A 15,481-nucleotide genomic window follows, 5' to 3' on the forward strand; every position below is an offset into this window, starting at 1 on the left:
TAGGCTCAGCGGGTGGTTGTGGTGCTGCTGGAGCGGCCGGTTGCGGTCGCGGCGGCCGCCCGAACGCGCAGTTGCTGCAGGCTGGCCCCGGCCGCAGTCCGCCAGGTAGGCCAGCCCTTACATGGGTAGCCTGCGATCGAGCTGGCGCAGGTGTCTGGGGTGAAGAAGATGGCGCCTTCGGCGGTGACCAGGCGGCCGGCGTCATCGACGGTCGCGGTGTGCACCTCGCCGCGCCGGCTGCGGTACCACGTGACGGTTTCCCCCACGGTGAGCATTCCGGCGGCGATGAGGGGCATCAACGCGCCGGGTATGGAGGTGTCCGCGGTGGCGGACACACCCTCGGCGCGGGGTAGCCCTAGCAGGCTACGCAGGATGTCGTTGTAGGTGTCGCCGAAGCGTCCGTGTCCACGCAGACGCGCCATCACGGCATCATCGATGCGAACCAAAGGCATGGGTGAACTCCAGTCGCGAGTGGTGGAAGCTTGTTGAAGGCGCGCACGGCGCCGATATGATCCACGCGCATGCCAACGCGTCGGGTCAAGTCGATGCCGACATCAGTCGGCAGCAGACGCCACCGGCCCGTGAGCAAGGACTCGACGTGACCACTCTGCGCCGTGAACACCGCGACGCCGCCATCGCCAAGGTCCTGCGCCGCAAGATCAAGGCAGCCGTTGACCCGACCACCGCCACGATCGCCGAACACGTCTACGACCTCAACGAGATCGCCGCCCGCCTGGCAGCCACCGCCGACTACGACGGACTCACCCAACTCATCGCCACCGACCTCGCGCCAACACGCATCGCGAGCCGGACCGAGCGCCCCGCACCGCGCCGCGGGCGCCTACGGCCGACGCGCACACGATCAGATGGGGACGGCGGCCCCGCCTCGCTCCTCGAGCAAGAGTCCTCACCGTCGCCGGCAGCGCGGGGACGCGCGCCGTCCGACCCAGCCGATCTGACAGTGCCGCAGGACCGGCCCTCGACCGTGGACACCCGCCACTGGCCGGGCCCGCGGCCCGCAACCGACCAGAGCGCCGAACCTCGTCGCGAGGACCCCACCGTACCCCGCCCACACCCACAACGACCGCGCCAGGGAGTGTGGATCTAACGGGGAGACCTCTCTGCTGCCGGCGGGTTGACAAGAGAGGTGCCGTTAGAGAGACAGGCCCCGGGGCGCGGGCTCAGGCCCTGGTCAGCGCCTCAATCGCCGCTTGCCCGATGAGATTGATGCAGGTGGTGGGGTCGTCAACGGTGATGGTGGTGGTGTTGTCGTAGACCTTGGACGACCAGTGTTTGTTGTCGGGTGCGAGCCAGAGGATGGCGCAGCCGGTGTTGTGGAGTCGGTTGATGGTGGCCTGGCTCTGTTCCGGGTTGACGTAGTGGCCGTCGGAGACGACGACGAGCAGGCGCGCGGTGCCGGGGGTGGACAGGTGGAGGAGTCGGTCGGCTTCGGCGCAGGCTTCGACGAAGCGTTCCATTCCGGCGTCGGCTTGCATGTCGCGGACTTTGGTGGGGCGGCGGCCGGGTGGGATGAGCACGGTGACCCGGTCGCCGTAGGCCAGGGTGGCGCTGGTGGCTCCGGCGCGGGTGCTGGCTTGGGCGACGATCCACGCGGCGGAGGACATGGGGGCGGCGAAGGCGTCCATCGAGCCGGAGGCGTCGATGAGGATGCCGACGGTCAGCTCGGGGTCGGGGACAGGGCGTCGTACGGCGCGGCGCCAGGGCTGGGCGGTGGGGATGGCGCCGGCCGCTCGTTGGGCGGCGAGGGCGACGGCGGCGCGGGTGCGTAGCCGTCCGGGCGGTGCGCTGCTGGCCTCCGTGGTGCGGGCGGGTTCCCGGTGGCGGGCGCGGCGTAGTAGGGCGGTGAGCCGGTTGGCGGCCTGGCGTTCGGCGTCGCGGGGGGCGCGTTCGGTCCAGGTGATCGGCGTGTCGGTGTCGACGTGGATGCCGGGCACGTCGTCGCGGGGTCCGGTGTGTTCGGGGGTGTCGGCGGGTTCGTTGAGGATGGCGTCGATAGCGGCGGCGATGGCCGCCGCGATCGCGTTGGTGGTCGCGTCGTCGGCGGGGAGTGCCGGGTTGATGGTGGGGTCGATGCCCAGGAGGCGGCACCAGCGTTCGCCGAGGTCGATCATGCGGTCGGTGTCGGTGTCGCCGACCGTCTGGGCTTCCTGCCAGATAGCGCGGAGGCCCTTGAGGAGCTTGCGGCCGAGGACCTTGGTGATGGCGCGTCGTGGCTCGCGGACGTCGGCGGGGTTGAGGATTTTCGCGTCGACTCGGGCGAGGAGCAGTCCGGCGGCGTAGGCGGCGCTCCATGTCGTGTCGGTGGGTGTGTCGTCGGGGACGATGAGGCTGGTCATGGCGTGGCGTAGCCACCGGCGGTCGCGGGGTCGGGCCGTGCGGTAGTGGCCTTCGATCCGGGATTCTTCGAGCATGAGGGCGGCTTCCCGGACGACGGGCGGCACGGTGGGCGGTGGGTCCCAGTGCGAGTAGATGACGTGGGCGACCTCGTGCAGCAGGACGCCGTAGGCGACGGGGACCTTCGACCGGTGTCCGAGCCGCCGGGGGTCGGCGATCTCCGGGTCGCCGATGAGGTCGGCGTCGATCTGGATCTCGGCGGTTGCCGGGTAGCTGAACCCCTTCGGGCCGCCGTGGCTGGCGGGGGTGACGGTGACGGAGGCGTCCGTCCGGCCGGTGAGCCGAGCGGCGTGCTTGGTCCAGGCCGCCGACCACGGAGTCCAGGGCGACGAGGTTGGCGTCGGGGTGGTGCCGGAGGTGCTCAGGTGCGCGGAAACGCTGGTCATGACGGCCGCCTTACTTCTGCTTGCCGAGGGTGAGCGGGGTGATGGTCGTGGTGCGGTAGGCCCGCTGGAGGGCTTCGATGACCGCTTGCCGGTCGGGTTCGGGGGCGATCGCGGCGAGGTTGGACACGGCGGCGTCGAGGCCGAGGCTCGCGGCGACGCGTTTGAACGCCAGCAGCTCGCGCAACTGGGGCGCCCAGTCGATCTCGTGCTTGCGCATCCGCTTGTTGAGGGCGATGGCCGCGTCGATGGCCCCGTTCGGTACGCCGAGGGACCGGGCGAGCTGGAAGTCGGTGGTGACCTCGATGTGCACGGAGAACCGGGAGGCGAGGGCTTCGGTGAGGATCGCTCCGTGCACGCCGGGATTGTGGCCGGCGCAGACGTAGAACCCGTCGACGGCGGTCACGACCTCGTTGTGGTGGGCGGCGATGGTGATGGTGGCTCGGCCGTCCATCGCCGGGTACAGGGCCGCGAGCACGCGGGGTGGGATCAACGTGGCGTCGTCGATGAACAGGGCGCGTCCGTCGCGCATGGCGACGACGAGCGGCCCGTAGGCGAACTCGAAGCCGCCGTCAGGCAGCGGGACGTAATTGCCTACGAGGTCCTCGACTGCGGTGTCGCCGTGGCCGGCGACGGTGATCGCGTCGGCGTAGGCGGCCTCGATCAGCGAGGTCTTGCCGGTACCGGGTGGCCCGTAGAGCAGGACCGTGATGTTGTCGCGGCGCAGCCGGCGCAGCACCTCGACGTCGGTGCTGTCGTCGAGCTGGCGGGGCAGGTACCAGACGCCGTTGGGGCGCATGACAGCGCCGGGACGCGGGGGAATCGGCCCGGTCGGGGTGGGTGCCGGCGCGGGTGATACCGGGGACGTGGGGGTGGCGGTCGAGGGGGCGCGGCTGGCGCCGGCCCCGGCCTTGTACGCGTCGATGCCGTCGGCGGTGATGGTGTACCGGCGCGGTGACCCGCCGGACATGGTGGCCCACTTGCGGTCGACGAGGCGGTTCAGGACGGAGCCGATCGCCCCGGAGGACCGGCCCGGTAGTTCCTTGCGGAGGTCGCCGATGGAGAAGGCGCGGTGCGGCTCGGCCGCGAGCAGGGTCAGGACCGGCCCGAACATGGGGCGGGGCTTGGCCTTCGGCTTGGCGGGACGAGCGGGTGAGGTCATCGGGTACCTCCGACGATGGCGGCGGTCAGCGTGCAACCGATACCCGCGGTCCCGGAGGTGATCAAGTCGTATCCGCCCAGTTCCGGCAGGGTGTGGCCGGTCAGCGGCTGGCGGATCGGAAGGTATGTCGAGTGCGACATGGATGCTCCTTGGCGAGATGAAGCCGCCGCGCGCCCTTCCCGGGGCGCGCGGCGGCAGTGGTGCGCCACAGCGGGCGGGAAGAGCGCGCGTAGCCGTACTCGGCTACGTAGAGCGGTGCTCAGATCGGGCGCCGACCAGTTCGGCGGCGCGGTCGGGTCTGGAGTGGTGTCGGGCCGGAGTCCGGCCCGGGCGGGGTGTCACAGAGTGCGGGCCAGGTGCATCAGCCGGGCCAGCCGGCCGCGTGTCCGCAGTGACGTCGGGTCCGAGGTATTCCCACGGGGGATGTCTCCTCGTGAATCGATGAACGGGCTGTGGGCACGGCGATGACCGCGCGGTCGTCGATGCGAAGTGGGGTTGGTCTGGTGGCTGGCGTAGCCGGCGGCGGCCATCTTCTTGAGCGCCTCGTGCACCGCGACCGAGGAGGGCGCGCCGATCGCCCGGGTGATGTCTCCGACCTTGAGCATGCTGTCGGGGTTGTCGGCCAGGTATTGCGCGACCCGCGGGTACAGGTGGCCGATCCGGCGACCGGGGCCGGTGGCAGGCGTGGGGGCGGGGTGTGGGCCCGGGGGTGACCGGCCGCGGTGATGTGGGGTTCATCAAGGGGTGCCTCCTGTCGAGACAGGGCCCGCGCACCCGTCTCCGGGTGCGCGGGCGGTGGGACGAAACGACCGCGCGGGCGGAGACGGGGTGGCAGTGCCGAGCCCGACGTGAGGGCTGGGCGGTGCACCCGCTGTGTACAGGGGATATGGACGGTGGGTGGTGCTGCGCCGTCGCGTGCGCCGCCTCGCGGGGCGCCGCTGGGGTACGGCGTGTTAGAGGCTGCGGGCGATGCGGGCGAGCCGGTGCAGCCCGGTGACGATGCTGCGGTGGCGGCTGCGGGCGGGCAGGGGCACGCGGGGCGCCACCCGTGGGGTGCTCGCCCCGCGCACTCGGATGACCCGGTGCAAATGAAGGTCGGTGTCCACGGCGGCCACGACGCGGACTTCGCGCCGTAGCCCGGTCGGGGCCTTGGCCAGGTCGCCGTACCGGTAGCCGGGCCTTATCGGCGCGGTCCACGCCTCGAAGGCCATGCCGATGCCGATGCACGTGCGCCCGTGCGCGTGCAGCCAGGCGTCCCACCAGCGGCGGGCGGCCGGGCTGGTCAGGTCGGTGGCGAGGCGGTGCAGGACGACCGGCACTGGCAGCGTCATGCCGTGGCGGTGCGGGTCGGGCGTGCTCCACACGTCGGGCTCGGCGATGCTGGGGTCGGCCTCGACCGCGGCGGTGCCGTCGGCCGTGACGTGATCGAACAGGCCGAACAGGACCGGCTGCTGGTCCCAGCCGTACCGGTGCGTGGCGGCCTCGATGTCGCGCAGCACTGTGGTGATGGCTACGGCGGTGTCTGGCTGCAGCCGGCCGTGGGTGGCCATGCCGGTGCTGTCGAGATGGATGCTCAAGTGATCACTCCTAACGGGAGGGACGGCATCGTGTGCCGTCTGATGTGGGCAGCGCGGATCACGGGCCGTGGCGGTGCGGTCGCCGGCGCGTGCGATCGGATGCGGGCGGGGTGGGGCGCCCCGATCCCCCTCGGCTCGGGCGCCCCCGGATGCGCGGGACCCTCAGGCGCGGGCTGCTAGCCGGCCGGTGGTCCCGCCGGTTCGGGTGCCTCGGTGCCCAGGTCGACGCGCAGCGCGTCGGCCATCGACCGCAGCACCTCCTGCTCGTCGCGCGCGTCGGCGAGCAGGACGGCGTAGAGCAGCAGGATCTGCACCTGCGGTGGCGTGGCCGCCGTGCAGGTCACCTCCCACCGGCGCGTGCCGTCGGCGGCCAGCGCGGCCAGCCGCGCCTGTCCGGTCGCGCCGGTGCGGGCGATCCTCGCGAGCAGGTCCGACGCCGTCTGCCGGCACGACGCGGTGCCCTGGGGCGGTAGCGGCTGGTCGTGCGCTACTGCGGGGCGATGGTGTCGCGGTAGGCGTGCAGGGTTTCGATGAGCCAGTGGTGCGCGTCGGCGTGCCGGGCCGCGAGCAGGTCGAGGTCCCTTCCGGTGGACTGGAGTTCGCCGTTGGGGTTACCGGCCGCGCCGGTGTCGAGCGTGGCGGTGACGCGGCTGAGGATGCCGGCGGCGGATCCGACCCGCTGGCGCAGGCTGTGCTCGAGGGTCGACAGCCGCCGTGCGGCGTCCAGGACAAGACCGACCAGGTGCCCTTCGGCGCTGCCCTCGCTGTGGCGGCGGCGCAGGGTCTGCGGATCGGTGTCCGGCCCCAGGACGGGCCCGAGCACGTGGGCGATCAGAGTGGGGGTGGCGGGAGTCAGCATGCGAGGTCCTCCAAGGCTGGTTGGGGGCTTTGCGAACGTGCCGCAGCGCGGCTGGGCCGAGGGGCGGCGGTCGTGACGCCGGTCCTGGTCATGCGGGCACCGGCTCGACGGTCGAGTGGTGGCTAGGCGGCCAACTCGGCGGCGGTACGGCAGTGCGTGGCGGCGCGCTGCTCGGCGGCGGTGTCGTAGGCGTCGCGGTACACGGCGATCGCCTCCTGCCGTCGGAGGGGGTCGAGGTCTTCCCACCGGGGCGCGTGCGCGCCGGTGGCCTCGCGGTAGAGCTCACCGGCGTCCTCCATGGTGGGTTCGGGTAGCCGGGGCAGCAGGTCCAGGACGCGCGGGTCGCCGTCGTCGATGCCGGCGAGCAGCGTGCGGGCCTTTGTGGTCACGTCACCGGTGCTGCGACCACCGACCGTGTCCTGGGCCCACCAGTCGGCGGCGTTCGCCCCGTCGCGGCTGCCGGTCGCGACGAGGTCGGTGAGTACCGGCGGCGCCGACACCGGTGAGTCGGGATGCCCGCTGCCGGCACGCATCCGGGTGTCGGCCGACGTGGGGCCGGTGCGCAGGACGCGGGCGCCGCCGTGGTCTGCGACCCAGGCCAAACAGCGGCTGGCGTAGCCGGTGGCGACGGCGGAGCCAACTACGGGCCGGCGGGCCGGGTCCGGGGCGGGCTGGCTGGTGGTGTGCCGGTGCAGCCAGGCGGCCAGGGCGCGGCAGCGGTCCGGGTCGAGGTAGCCGGGAACGAGACCGCTGACCTGGTACGGCAGCAGGTGACCGGCGCCCGCCAGGGCGACGACGTGGTGTTGGACGGTGGCGGCGTCGAGCCAGCAGCCCCGCCCGGCGGGCACCGCGATCAGTGTCCCGGCCGGGTCCGGGCCGCCGGTGCGCCATCCGCAGCCGCCGGTGGCGGCGCAGTCGATCAGCCCGCGAGCGTCGGCGATGACCGGCCCACCGGCGAGCAGGGTCACCCCGATCGCGGTGCCGGTCGTGCGGCAGGGGTGCCGCACCGGCCGGGCCAGCAGGCCCGCCACGGTGGGTGCCGCCGTGGCGGCCGGGTCGACCGGCCAGGCTCGCGTCGGCTGGCCGAGGAGGGTGGTGGAGCACAGCGGCCGGCCGTCGGCGTGCAGGAACGCGGGCATCGTGCCGCGCCGGGGTCGGGTAGTGCCGGCGGGCCGGCCGATGGCCGGTCGCCCGCATTCGGGGCAGGACAGGGCGGCAGTGGATGGCATTGGTTTCCTTCCCGACGAGGGGTGTCGCGGGGCCGCCCCGCCGCCGCGCGCATTGCGGGCTGCCCTGCGGGCAGCACGGATCCGCGCCCGGCGTGCGGGGCGCCGCCACACACGGCAGTGAGTGAGGGAACAGACAGCAGTGCTCAGGTGGGCTGGTGCCCGGCCGCCGAGAAGTCGGGCGCCCGCGGCGGCGCCCTGCTCGGCGGTGAGCGTCGACACCGGTTGGTCGGCGGTCCCGGAACCACCGAGTCGGGCCGGCAGCACCGGGGCCGGCGATGGTGTGACACACCACCGGTGGTGATCATGGGGCAGTGGCTGGGGGCGACCGGCCAGACGCGCCGGCGTCGGCGGGTGCGAGGACGGCGGTACCACGGGCAGCGGCCGGATCGGTGTTCGCGGCGCACACCTATGCCAGCCGGTAGCCTGCGCCGAGTTCAGTCCAGCGGGTGCAGGCTGTGCGGTAGCCAGCGGTCATGGACGGTGGCCTCGTACACCCGGATCGTGTGCGCGGCGGCGTCGATGAGGTACATCCATTCTGTGTCGTGGTGCCGTGCGGCGGTGGCGACGTGGCCACGCACCACTGGACCGCGGGCGACCAGCTGCTGCGTGGCCAGCGCGTGCCCGACACCGGCGACGGCGACGGTGGCCGCGGGTGGCCGGCGGTGCCGGCAGGTCGGGCACAGGCTGTGCCAGTCGCGGCTGAGCAGGCAGTCCACCGTGGCGGTGGTGTCGCGGCCGAAGTGGTCCGCCCAGATGACGCGCAGGGCGGCCACCGTGTCGCTGGGATGGCCCGCCCAGTGCAGGTAACGGGCGGTGAACGTGCCGTCGGCGGTGATCGCGCCGACGAGTGCCGGTTCGGACAAGGGGTGTTCCTCTCGTCGTGTAATGGGGCCGGGGGGAGGCGGTCATGCCTCGGAAAGTCCCGGGCGTGGACCGCGTCCGATCGACCGGCGGTGTGGCGTTGTTCTCGGGGTTCAGCACCGCGGCGGGAGCAGGTCGGCTGCGGTGACCAGCCGTGGGTGACGGTGCAGTGGGGTGTCGGCGGCCTCGGCGTCGCTGACCTCGCCCGAGAAGGGCTTGTTGGCCTTCAGCAGGCGTGTGGCGGCGTTGCGCAGCGCGTCCGCCGACGGTGTGGTCGACTGCTCGATTTCCCAGAGGCCCTGGACGAGAGCTCGGCGGATGCCTTCGAGGTGGTCGTTTTCCTTCTGCAGCCGCATCCAGGCGCGCCCTTCGGCGAGGGCGACCTCGTCGAGGTCCTGGCTGCGGTAGCCGGCGGGGATCAGCGCGATCGCGGCGTGCAGCAGCCGGTGGGCGTCGATACGTTCGTGGTCGGCGCGGATCCGCTCTCGGATGGCGATGTCGTGGTAGTGCTCGACGACGTCGGCGGTGGTGGGCCCCTCTTCGCGGGGGACACCGTCCCAGCCGTGTTCGTACCAGGCGTTCAGCCAGTCGAGCAGTTCACGGACCTGTGCCCGTGTCAGCAGCACCGACCGGGACGAGGATTGGAAGTAGCTGCGGTGCCCGACGGCCAGCACGAGATCGTCGGACAGGGGCGGATGATGGCGGGGGCCGACGGTGAGCATGGTGTTGCCGACGTTGTGCACCTCGAACCTGCTGGTGCTAGCGCGGCGGGAAAGCCGATCGGTGGCCATGGTGGTCTTCCCTTGGGCTGGGCGCGCACCGTGCTGGCCGGGTTCGGCCAGCACGGTGCGCACAAACGGGTGGTGGGCGATGCGGCTGGCCGGGGATCCGCCGGTTACGGGCGGGACGGCCGGAGTGGCGTCAGGGACCGGTCGGTGCGTGGCTGCCGGGGCCAGGTGCCGCCATAGCCACACCAGTTGCTTGAGGTGGTCGATGCCGGTGGCGCGGACCGTGATGAGCGCATCGCAACGGGATCCGCGCGGCTGCAGTTCGCCGAGCGCGTTGAGGCTGGGGACGTGCTCGGCGGGGTCAGCGGTGAGGTTGCGGGGCGCCCGCCGCGGTGGCGTGGTCGATCGCGGCGACGATCTGGCCAAGTTCCCTTTCTGTGGTGTCGATCCGCTGCCGCGGCGCGGATCAGGGCGTCGGCCAACGCGGTGGCGATGCGCCCCTGCGGTGCCGCGCAGCGAGCACCTCGAGTGTGATCCGTTCGTCGGTGTACTGGTCGGTGAGTCGTTCGATGCCGATCCCGGGTGCGCTCCTGGTGAGGGGGTCAGTGGGTGGGCGGCTGGTCGGGGCCGGACGGCGTGGGATGGTCGGTGGTGGCCGGGCTGTCGGTGAGGGCGCCGCCAGCGGCGATGCGGCCCAGTTCGAGGCCTTGGGCGGCGGTCAGCGTCGGCAGGCCGTCGACCGGCAGCCCGATCTCCCGGGCGAGTTCACGGAGCACGGCGCGCAGCAGTGCGCGGATCTGGTCGTCAGTCATCTGTGGGTCGAGGGGGATCCCATCGCCGGCCGCCTGCTCGATCAGTTCGCCGCGGTCGAAGCGCTCGTACAGCGAGTCAGCGATGACGAAGGCGAGAAACTGCCCCGGGTTGGGCTTCCGCTCGGTGACGGTGTGCATGCCGCTGTTGCTGGCCAGGGGCCGCCATGCCGTGCCGTTCCACCACTGCCACAGGTGGTCCCGCGGGTGCGGGTTCTCCAGCCGCAGCCGCTGACCGAGCTGGCTGCGCGCCAAGTGTCCGCGCGGGGCGGGCCACACCGGGAGTAGCCGCAGGATGGTGCCGTCGGCGTCGAGCAGCCGGGTCAGCACGGCGCGGTCGGCGGCGGCCCGGCGTGCCGCCTGCCCGACTTGGAACTCGGTGATCAGGGCGTCCAGGACCTGCGTCTCGGACACCGGCTGGCCGTGCTGGCGGCAGCCGGTGAGATAGGCGGCCCAGTCGTTGTGGTCGAACGCGGCACTGAGCCGAGACAGGTGGGAGCCGTCGGCGCTGGTGAGGGCCTCGGCGACCGGCGCGTCGTCCAGAGCCAAGGTGACCACGGACGTCGACGGGACACCGGGAGCGGCCTGCAGGTCGGTGACGTGTAGCCGGTCATGCGGAGCCCGCAGGCCGGTGTGAGGCAGGTCGACGAACCGCTGCTGGGCGCTCGGGGCGGGCAGGACTCCGACGACGTGCTCGCAGTCGTGCGGGTCGAGCGCCTGCCAGGCCCACGAGCCGCCCATCATCACGTATTGACCGTCCTGGTCCGGTTCGATCCGGGTCACCGCGTCGGGGTCACCGCTGACCGCTGACTCGTCGACCACGATGGTGTCGCCGTCGAATCGCATCGTGGCGAACACCTCGGCCACGTGACCGTCGGCGTCGGCCGGGCCTCGGCCCAGGTCGATCAGCCACGCGCGGTGGCGCTCGCGCTGTACCTGCTGGTCGGCGACGATCGCCTCGGCCACCTGGCGAGAGCAGGTGAACACGGCGTACCCGTTCCAGGTGCCGGTCAGGACGCCGACGAACCCGACCGGCAGGGGCACCTCACCGGAGGGGTCGGTGGGATAGGACCAATCTCCGGCGAACACGCCGACGCCGCCGATGCGCAACTGGTCCGGATGCAGATGCGACAGATTCCGGCCGGCACTGTCGGTAGCGCCGAGCAGGTTGCGGCAGTGCTCGACGACCCGGTCGGCCAGCGCGGCGGAAGCGGCGGCCCGCCACGCGTCGATGACCTCGGATCGGCGGGTGGGGGTCAGCCGTGACCAGGCCGGCGAATCGAACACGCGGGCGAGTTTCGCCGGTGCCGAGATCCGCAGATCGGGGGTGGGTTCGGTATCGGGCAGGGCCTGCAGGGCGTCGGGGGCGCCGGTCAGGATCCGCATCGCCGCGATGCGAGCCTGCGCGCGGGGGCCGTCGAGGGCGTGCTGTGCCCAGGTGTCGGCGAGGGACCGGCCGTGCGTGTCGCCTGCGCCGCGCGCCGCCGTGACCAGGTCGGCCGGTCGAGGCTCCTCGGTGTAGGACGTTTGCTGTGCGGGGTCGGTGAGGTGGTGCCGGGTGAGCGGCCGGCTGGGGTCGCCCGGGCCGTGGACGGTGACCGTCGCGTGTTCGGGATCGATGACGTAGACCCAGCTGACACCGTCGACCGCTGTTGGTAAGGGCAGAACCTGCACCTGGCTGCCGGCGTCGAATTCGCTGGCCATGCCGATGCCGGGTACGGGCTGTTCGCCGGTGAATGTGATGGCGGTGTCCGTCGTGACGTCGCCGCCCAGGTACGACCACTGGTGGGCGAGCAGCCCGTCGACCAGGGCCGTGGTGTCGTGTAAGTAGGTGTGTGACCAGATCCAGTCCAGCGTCGGCAGGATGTAGTCGGGCGAACCGTCGACGTGGACGTAGCGGACACGGACAGTATCAGGCTGTTTGGGATCAAGGATCCCGACGAGGCAATTGGTACCCACGGGTGCTCCTTCAGCAGGCTGGTGAGGTATTGACTTATTGGTTGGGCTGGCGGTGGTGTGCCGTCGTCGGGCAGCGGGGGCGTCCAGGCGTGAGGCCCGAAGGCAGTGCTCGTTCGTGGTGCGGGTCCGCCTCGCAGCTCGTGCGGTACCCCGATGGCCGGGCTGCTGCGTATGTCACCGGTGGCGGGCTGTCGGGCGACGCTGCGGGTCTGCCTACGATCCGGTCGAGGAGGCGGTGACCTCGCCGCTCGTCGATCTGAGGCGCGTTGTTGAGGTCGACCATGGCGGGAGTTACTGGCCAATGCGCCAGGTCGGGCTGATCTCGTCGAGCGCGCGGATCCGGTCGGGCGCGAGTTGGCCGGCCCGAAGTTTGGCGCGTTGTGTCTTCAGCCAAGGGCCGAGGGGGTAGCCGTCGGCGGTCTTGTACCCGTTGGAGACGATCAGGTTGCCGTGGGCGCGGTGGTAGTGGGCGGCGGCGGCTAGGCCGAGGTTGAATCGCTGTTCGCGGTAGCCCCAGATGATGCCGAGTGCTTCGAGTGCGGCGATGCGGTCGGGGGCGAGAGTGCCGCGTTTGTAGAGCATGCGTTGGGCGATGATGAACTGGCCGAGGCGGTAGCCGTCTGCTTCGACGTGCCCGCCGGGGACCCGCAGGTGGCCGTGGCGGGCATGGTAGGCGGTGGCGGCGGTGATGCCGCGTCGCCACATCTCCTCGTACGGGGACCATTCGATGCCGAGCGCCTCGAGGATGGCAGTACGGTCGGGGTCGGGCCGGCCGGCGTGATACGTCTTGCGTTGCGTGCGGATCCACTGGCCGAGCGGATATCCGTCGGGAGCGATGTATTCGGGGGAGACCCTGAGGTGGCCTTCCCGCTCGCGGAAGGCGATCGCGTGGGCGAGCCCGACCTGCCAGCGGACGCCCCGCGGATCCCATTGCATGCCGAGGGAGTCCAACGCGGCGATGCGGGCAGCGGCCAAGAGTCCCTTGCGACGGGCCTCGCGCTGGTGAGCCAGCCACCGGCCGAGGGCGTAGCCGCTGTCGGTGACGTAGTCGACGGCGACGCCGAGGTGGCCGAAAGCGGCGTGGTAGGCGACGGCGGCGCCGTAGCCTCCCCACCACGGCGAGGTGGTGGCGGTGACCAGTCGGATCGTGAGGTGCTGTAGGTACTGCTCGACGTCGTAGCCGTCGGGAACCCGCACCACGATGTTGTCCGGGAGCGTCCATCGGTCGGCCGTGCCGGACTGGCGTTGCAGGTCGAGCGCTGCGGCCAGGGTCTCGTCGTGGGCGCGCAGCCCACGCACCACCTCCCAGATGGTGTCATAACCGACCAGGTCGGCTTGGGTGGCGGCGTCGGGTTGATCGGCTGCCAGGACCGGTACGAGGATGGTCGCGACTCCGCTGCCGGCCGGGTTACGGCGCAGTGCCCTGCCGATGGTCTGAATGATGTCGATGGGTGACGTCTTGGGGCGGGCGAACACGACGCTGTCCACGGCGGGGATGTCGATGCCTTCGCCGAGGATTCGGGCGTTGGAGACGACCGTCCAGCCGCCGCCCGGCGGATCGGCCAGGTCGGCCAGCACCTCGCGGCGGTAGGTGCCGTCGTGGCGGCCGTCGACGTGGTGGCAGGTCACCGGCCGGGCCGGCTCCGTGGTGGTGGCTAGCGCGGCGAGGATGTCTGGCATCGCCTCGGCGAAGGCACGGGACGTGGCGATGCGCGGGTGGTAGACGATGGTGCGCTGCAGATCGAACTCGGCGGCGGCGCGCGCCATGGCGGCGACGACCATGGCGGTACGCAGCGGCCCGTCGGCGGCCTCGGTGCCGTTCGTCGCGCGTGGCCGGCCGGGGCCGGTGAGGCGGCGAAGCAGGGGCAGCAACTCGGCGCGGGTAACCGCCACGATGGCGATGCGGTAGTCATCGAGCCACTTGTCGGCGATGGCCTGGGCGAACGGATAGCGGTAGAGGACCGGTCCGAACACCGCCGGGTCGTCCATCGATAGCGCGGCGGTGTCGTCGGCGGTGTCGCCGAGCCGTGGGGTGGCGGTCAGGTAGAGCCGACGGCGGGCCGGCAGCGTCGTGTCGTCATGCAGCAGGGCGGAGTGCTTGTCGTCGCGGCCGGCGGTGTGGTGGGCCTCGTCGACGACGAGGATGTCGGCGACCCGGCCGACGCGGCGCATCGCCTGTCCGAGGAGCCCGGCGGAGCGGTGCGTGGTGACGATCAACCGCCGCCCCCGGGGCCTTTCGATGAGCCAGGAGGCGATCACATCGGGGTCGGTGGTGACGACGGCCGGCAGGTCCGCGCCGGCGACTTCTGGCTCGGATGTTCCATCATCGCCGCACACGGCCAGCACGCGGTCGCAGGCCCCGTCCCACACCTGCATGACCTGCGCAACAAGCGCGACTGTCGGGCACGCCACGACGATGGTGCCGTCGGCCGGGCACGTCTGCAGCGCCACGTGCGCCGCCGTGATGGTCTTGCCGGTCCCGCAGGCGGCGATGATCTGCCCGCGGCCGCCGGATTGCAGCGCGGCCGACGCCGCCTCAACAGCGGATACCTGCCACCCGTGGGCGTTCGGCATCGTGGTGGCGGTCGCGCTCATGTCCTGCCACCGCGGCTCTGCCGCCGGTCCACATCGCGGAGCAGCGCAGGCACACCGGCACGGGCGCGCGTGGCGAGTGGCCGGCGTGGATTGTCGCGTCGGTGCGGCTGCCCGGGGGCGATCGCGGTCACCGGCGGGGTGAGCAGGAACCGATCGCCGTGCGCCCACTCGGTCGTGGTTGCGCGGTCGACCGAGACGGCGGCGCAGCCGACAAGCGTCGACATGTCGTCACGTTCGAGCAGCGCGGGGATGACTAGATCGGCGAGCGGCGTGTGCAGGTAGGTGTGCGTCGCCTGCGCGATCCCGGCCAGTCGGATGCGGAGAGCGAAGGCGTGTCTGCAGCTGGCCAGGGACATTCCGGTGTGGAAGCTCATCGGGCCACCTCCGGGCAGGTGGTGTCCGGCGGCGCGGGGTGCGCCGCCGGTGGAGCGGTGTGGGGCGGCGCTAAGAGGTTGGGGCTGGTGTGCGGTCAGAGGCGGACGATGGTGGGTTGGCCTCCGGCGTGGACGCGGACGGCGCGGCGGTGACCGGCTGCCCGACGGCCGCCGCGTGGTCGATCAGCGGCGCCCGGCCGGATACCCGCGCGGGCGGTCCCGTGGCGCGGCCTCGCGCGCTCGGCGTGCGGCGTCGGGCGGTGTGTGCCGCCTGCTGCGCGGTGAGGGCGGGCGGGCAGGGGCAGGTGGGCGTGTCGGCGCTGAGCGGGCTGGTGCAGCGGCCGTCGTGGCCGGGTTGGTGTGTGGCGGTGACGTCGGCGGCCAGCCGCCACAGCAGGACGTCATCGGCGCCGGCGGGGACTGGCAGGCGGGTAGAGGGATGCGAGCGGGGGGCGTGCATGACGGAGGCCCTTTCGCGGCGGTCGGCACGGTCTGCGGTGGTCGCCACCCGGCTGGTGCGCGGGGCCGGG

At 72.2% G+C, this 15,481-nt stretch carries 15 protein-coding genes; 1 reads left to right on the forward strand and 14 read right to left on the reverse strand.

The window, feature by feature from the left end:
* Positions 1–5: 5 nt before the first annotated feature.
* The gene (locus O7615_RS14200; protein ID WP_278178000.1) at positions 6–452 is read right to left on the reverse strand and encodes a hypothetical protein; all 447 of its coding nucleotides are present in this window, start codon (positions 450–452) and stop codon (positions 6–8) included.
* Between the two features lie 2 nt (positions 453–454).
* Here O7615_RS14200 and O7615_RS14205 point away from each other — a divergent pair, with 2 nt between their 5' ends.
* Entirely contained in the window at positions 455–1,108 is a 654-nt protein-coding gene (locus O7615_RS14205; RefSeq protein WP_278178001.1) for a hypothetical protein, read from the forward strand.
* Positions 1,109–1,181: 73 nt separating this feature from the next.
* On the opposite strand, the gene O7615_RS14210 is transcribed toward O7615_RS14205, so the two are convergent.
* The 13 genes from O7615_RS14210 to O7615_RS14270 form a co-directional block, all read right to left on the reverse strand.
* Positions 1,182–2,801 carry a VWA domain-containing protein gene (locus O7615_RS14210; RefSeq protein WP_278178002.1) on the reverse strand — a complete coding sequence of 540 codons (1,620 nt, stop codon included), beginning with the start codon at positions 2,799–2,801 and terminating at the stop codon, positions 1,182–1,184.
* Between the two features lie 10 nt (positions 2,802–2,811).
* Positions 2,812–3,912, reverse strand: a complete 1,101-nt coding sequence (locus O7615_RS14215; RefSeq protein ID WP_278182105.1) for an AAA family ATPase — start codon at positions 3,910–3,912, stop codon at positions 2,812–2,814.
* Between the two features lie 44 nt (positions 3,913–3,956).
* Positions 3,957–4,100: a hypothetical protein gene (locus O7615_RS14220; RefSeq protein WP_278178003.1), complete on the reverse strand. Its 144-nt coding sequence runs from the start codon at positions 4,098–4,100 to the stop codon at positions 3,957–3,959.
* Positions 4,101–4,298: 198 nt separating this feature from the next.
* Positions 4,299–4,565, reverse strand: a complete 267-nt coding sequence (locus tag O7615_RS14225) for a hypothetical protein (protein ID WP_278178004.1) — start codon at positions 4,563–4,565, stop codon at positions 4,299–4,301.
* A gap of 348 nt (positions 4,566–4,913) precedes the next feature.
* A complete protein-coding gene (locus O7615_RS14230) occupies positions 4,914–5,537 on the reverse strand; it encodes a hypothetical protein (protein WP_278178005.1) in 624 nt (207 codons plus the stop codon).
* A gap of 176 nt (positions 5,538–5,713) precedes the next feature.
* Positions 5,714–5,881 (reverse strand): hypothetical protein, encoded by a 168-nt coding sequence (locus tag O7615_RS14235; protein WP_278178006.1) that lies wholly within the window; start codon positions 5,879–5,881, stop codon positions 5,714–5,716.
* Between the two features lie 143 nt (positions 5,882–6,024).
* Complete coding sequence (locus O7615_RS14240) at positions 6,025–6,396, reverse strand: hypothetical protein (RefSeq protein WP_278178008.1); 372 nt, start codon at positions 6,394–6,396, stop codon at positions 6,025–6,027.
* 122 nt (positions 6,397–6,518) lie between these two features.
* Positions 6,519–7,625 (reverse strand): hypothetical protein, encoded by a 1,107-nt coding sequence (locus O7615_RS14245; RefSeq protein WP_278178009.1) that lies wholly within the window; start codon positions 7,623–7,625, stop codon positions 6,519–6,521.
* Positions 7,626–8,059: 434 nt separating this feature from the next.
* A complete protein-coding gene (locus O7615_RS14250) occupies positions 8,060–8,488 on the reverse strand; it encodes a hypothetical protein (RefSeq protein WP_278178010.1) in 429 nt (142 codons plus the stop codon).
* A 111-nt stretch (positions 8,489–8,599) separates the two neighbouring features.
* Entirely contained in the window at positions 8,600–9,277 is a 678-nt protein-coding gene (locus O7615_RS14255; protein ID WP_278178011.1) for a hypothetical protein, read from the reverse strand.
* 539 nt (positions 9,278–9,816) lie between these two features.
* Complete coding sequence (locus O7615_RS14260) at positions 9,817–11,982, reverse strand: hypothetical protein (protein ID WP_278178012.1); 2,166 nt, start codon at positions 11,980–11,982, stop codon at positions 9,817–9,819.
* Positions 11,983–12,273: 291 nt separating this feature from the next.
* Positions 12,274–14,577 carry a DEAD/DEAH box helicase gene (locus O7615_RS14265; RefSeq protein ID WP_278178013.1) on the reverse strand — a complete coding sequence of 768 codons (2,304 nt, stop codon included), beginning with the start codon at positions 14,575–14,577 and terminating at the stop codon, positions 12,274–12,276.
* Entirely contained in the window at positions 14,574–14,951 is a 378-nt protein-coding gene (locus tag O7615_RS14270) for a hypothetical protein (RefSeq protein WP_278178014.1), read from the reverse strand. Before O7615_RS14270 ends, O7615_RS14265 begins: the two co-directional genes overlap by 4 nt.
* Between the last annotated feature and the right edge of the window lie 530 nt (positions 14,952–15,481).

Source organism: Micromonospora sp. WMMD1082, assembly GCF_029626175.1.
Lineage (GTDB): Bacteria > Actinomycetota > Actinomycetes > Mycobacteriales > Micromonosporaceae > Micromonospora.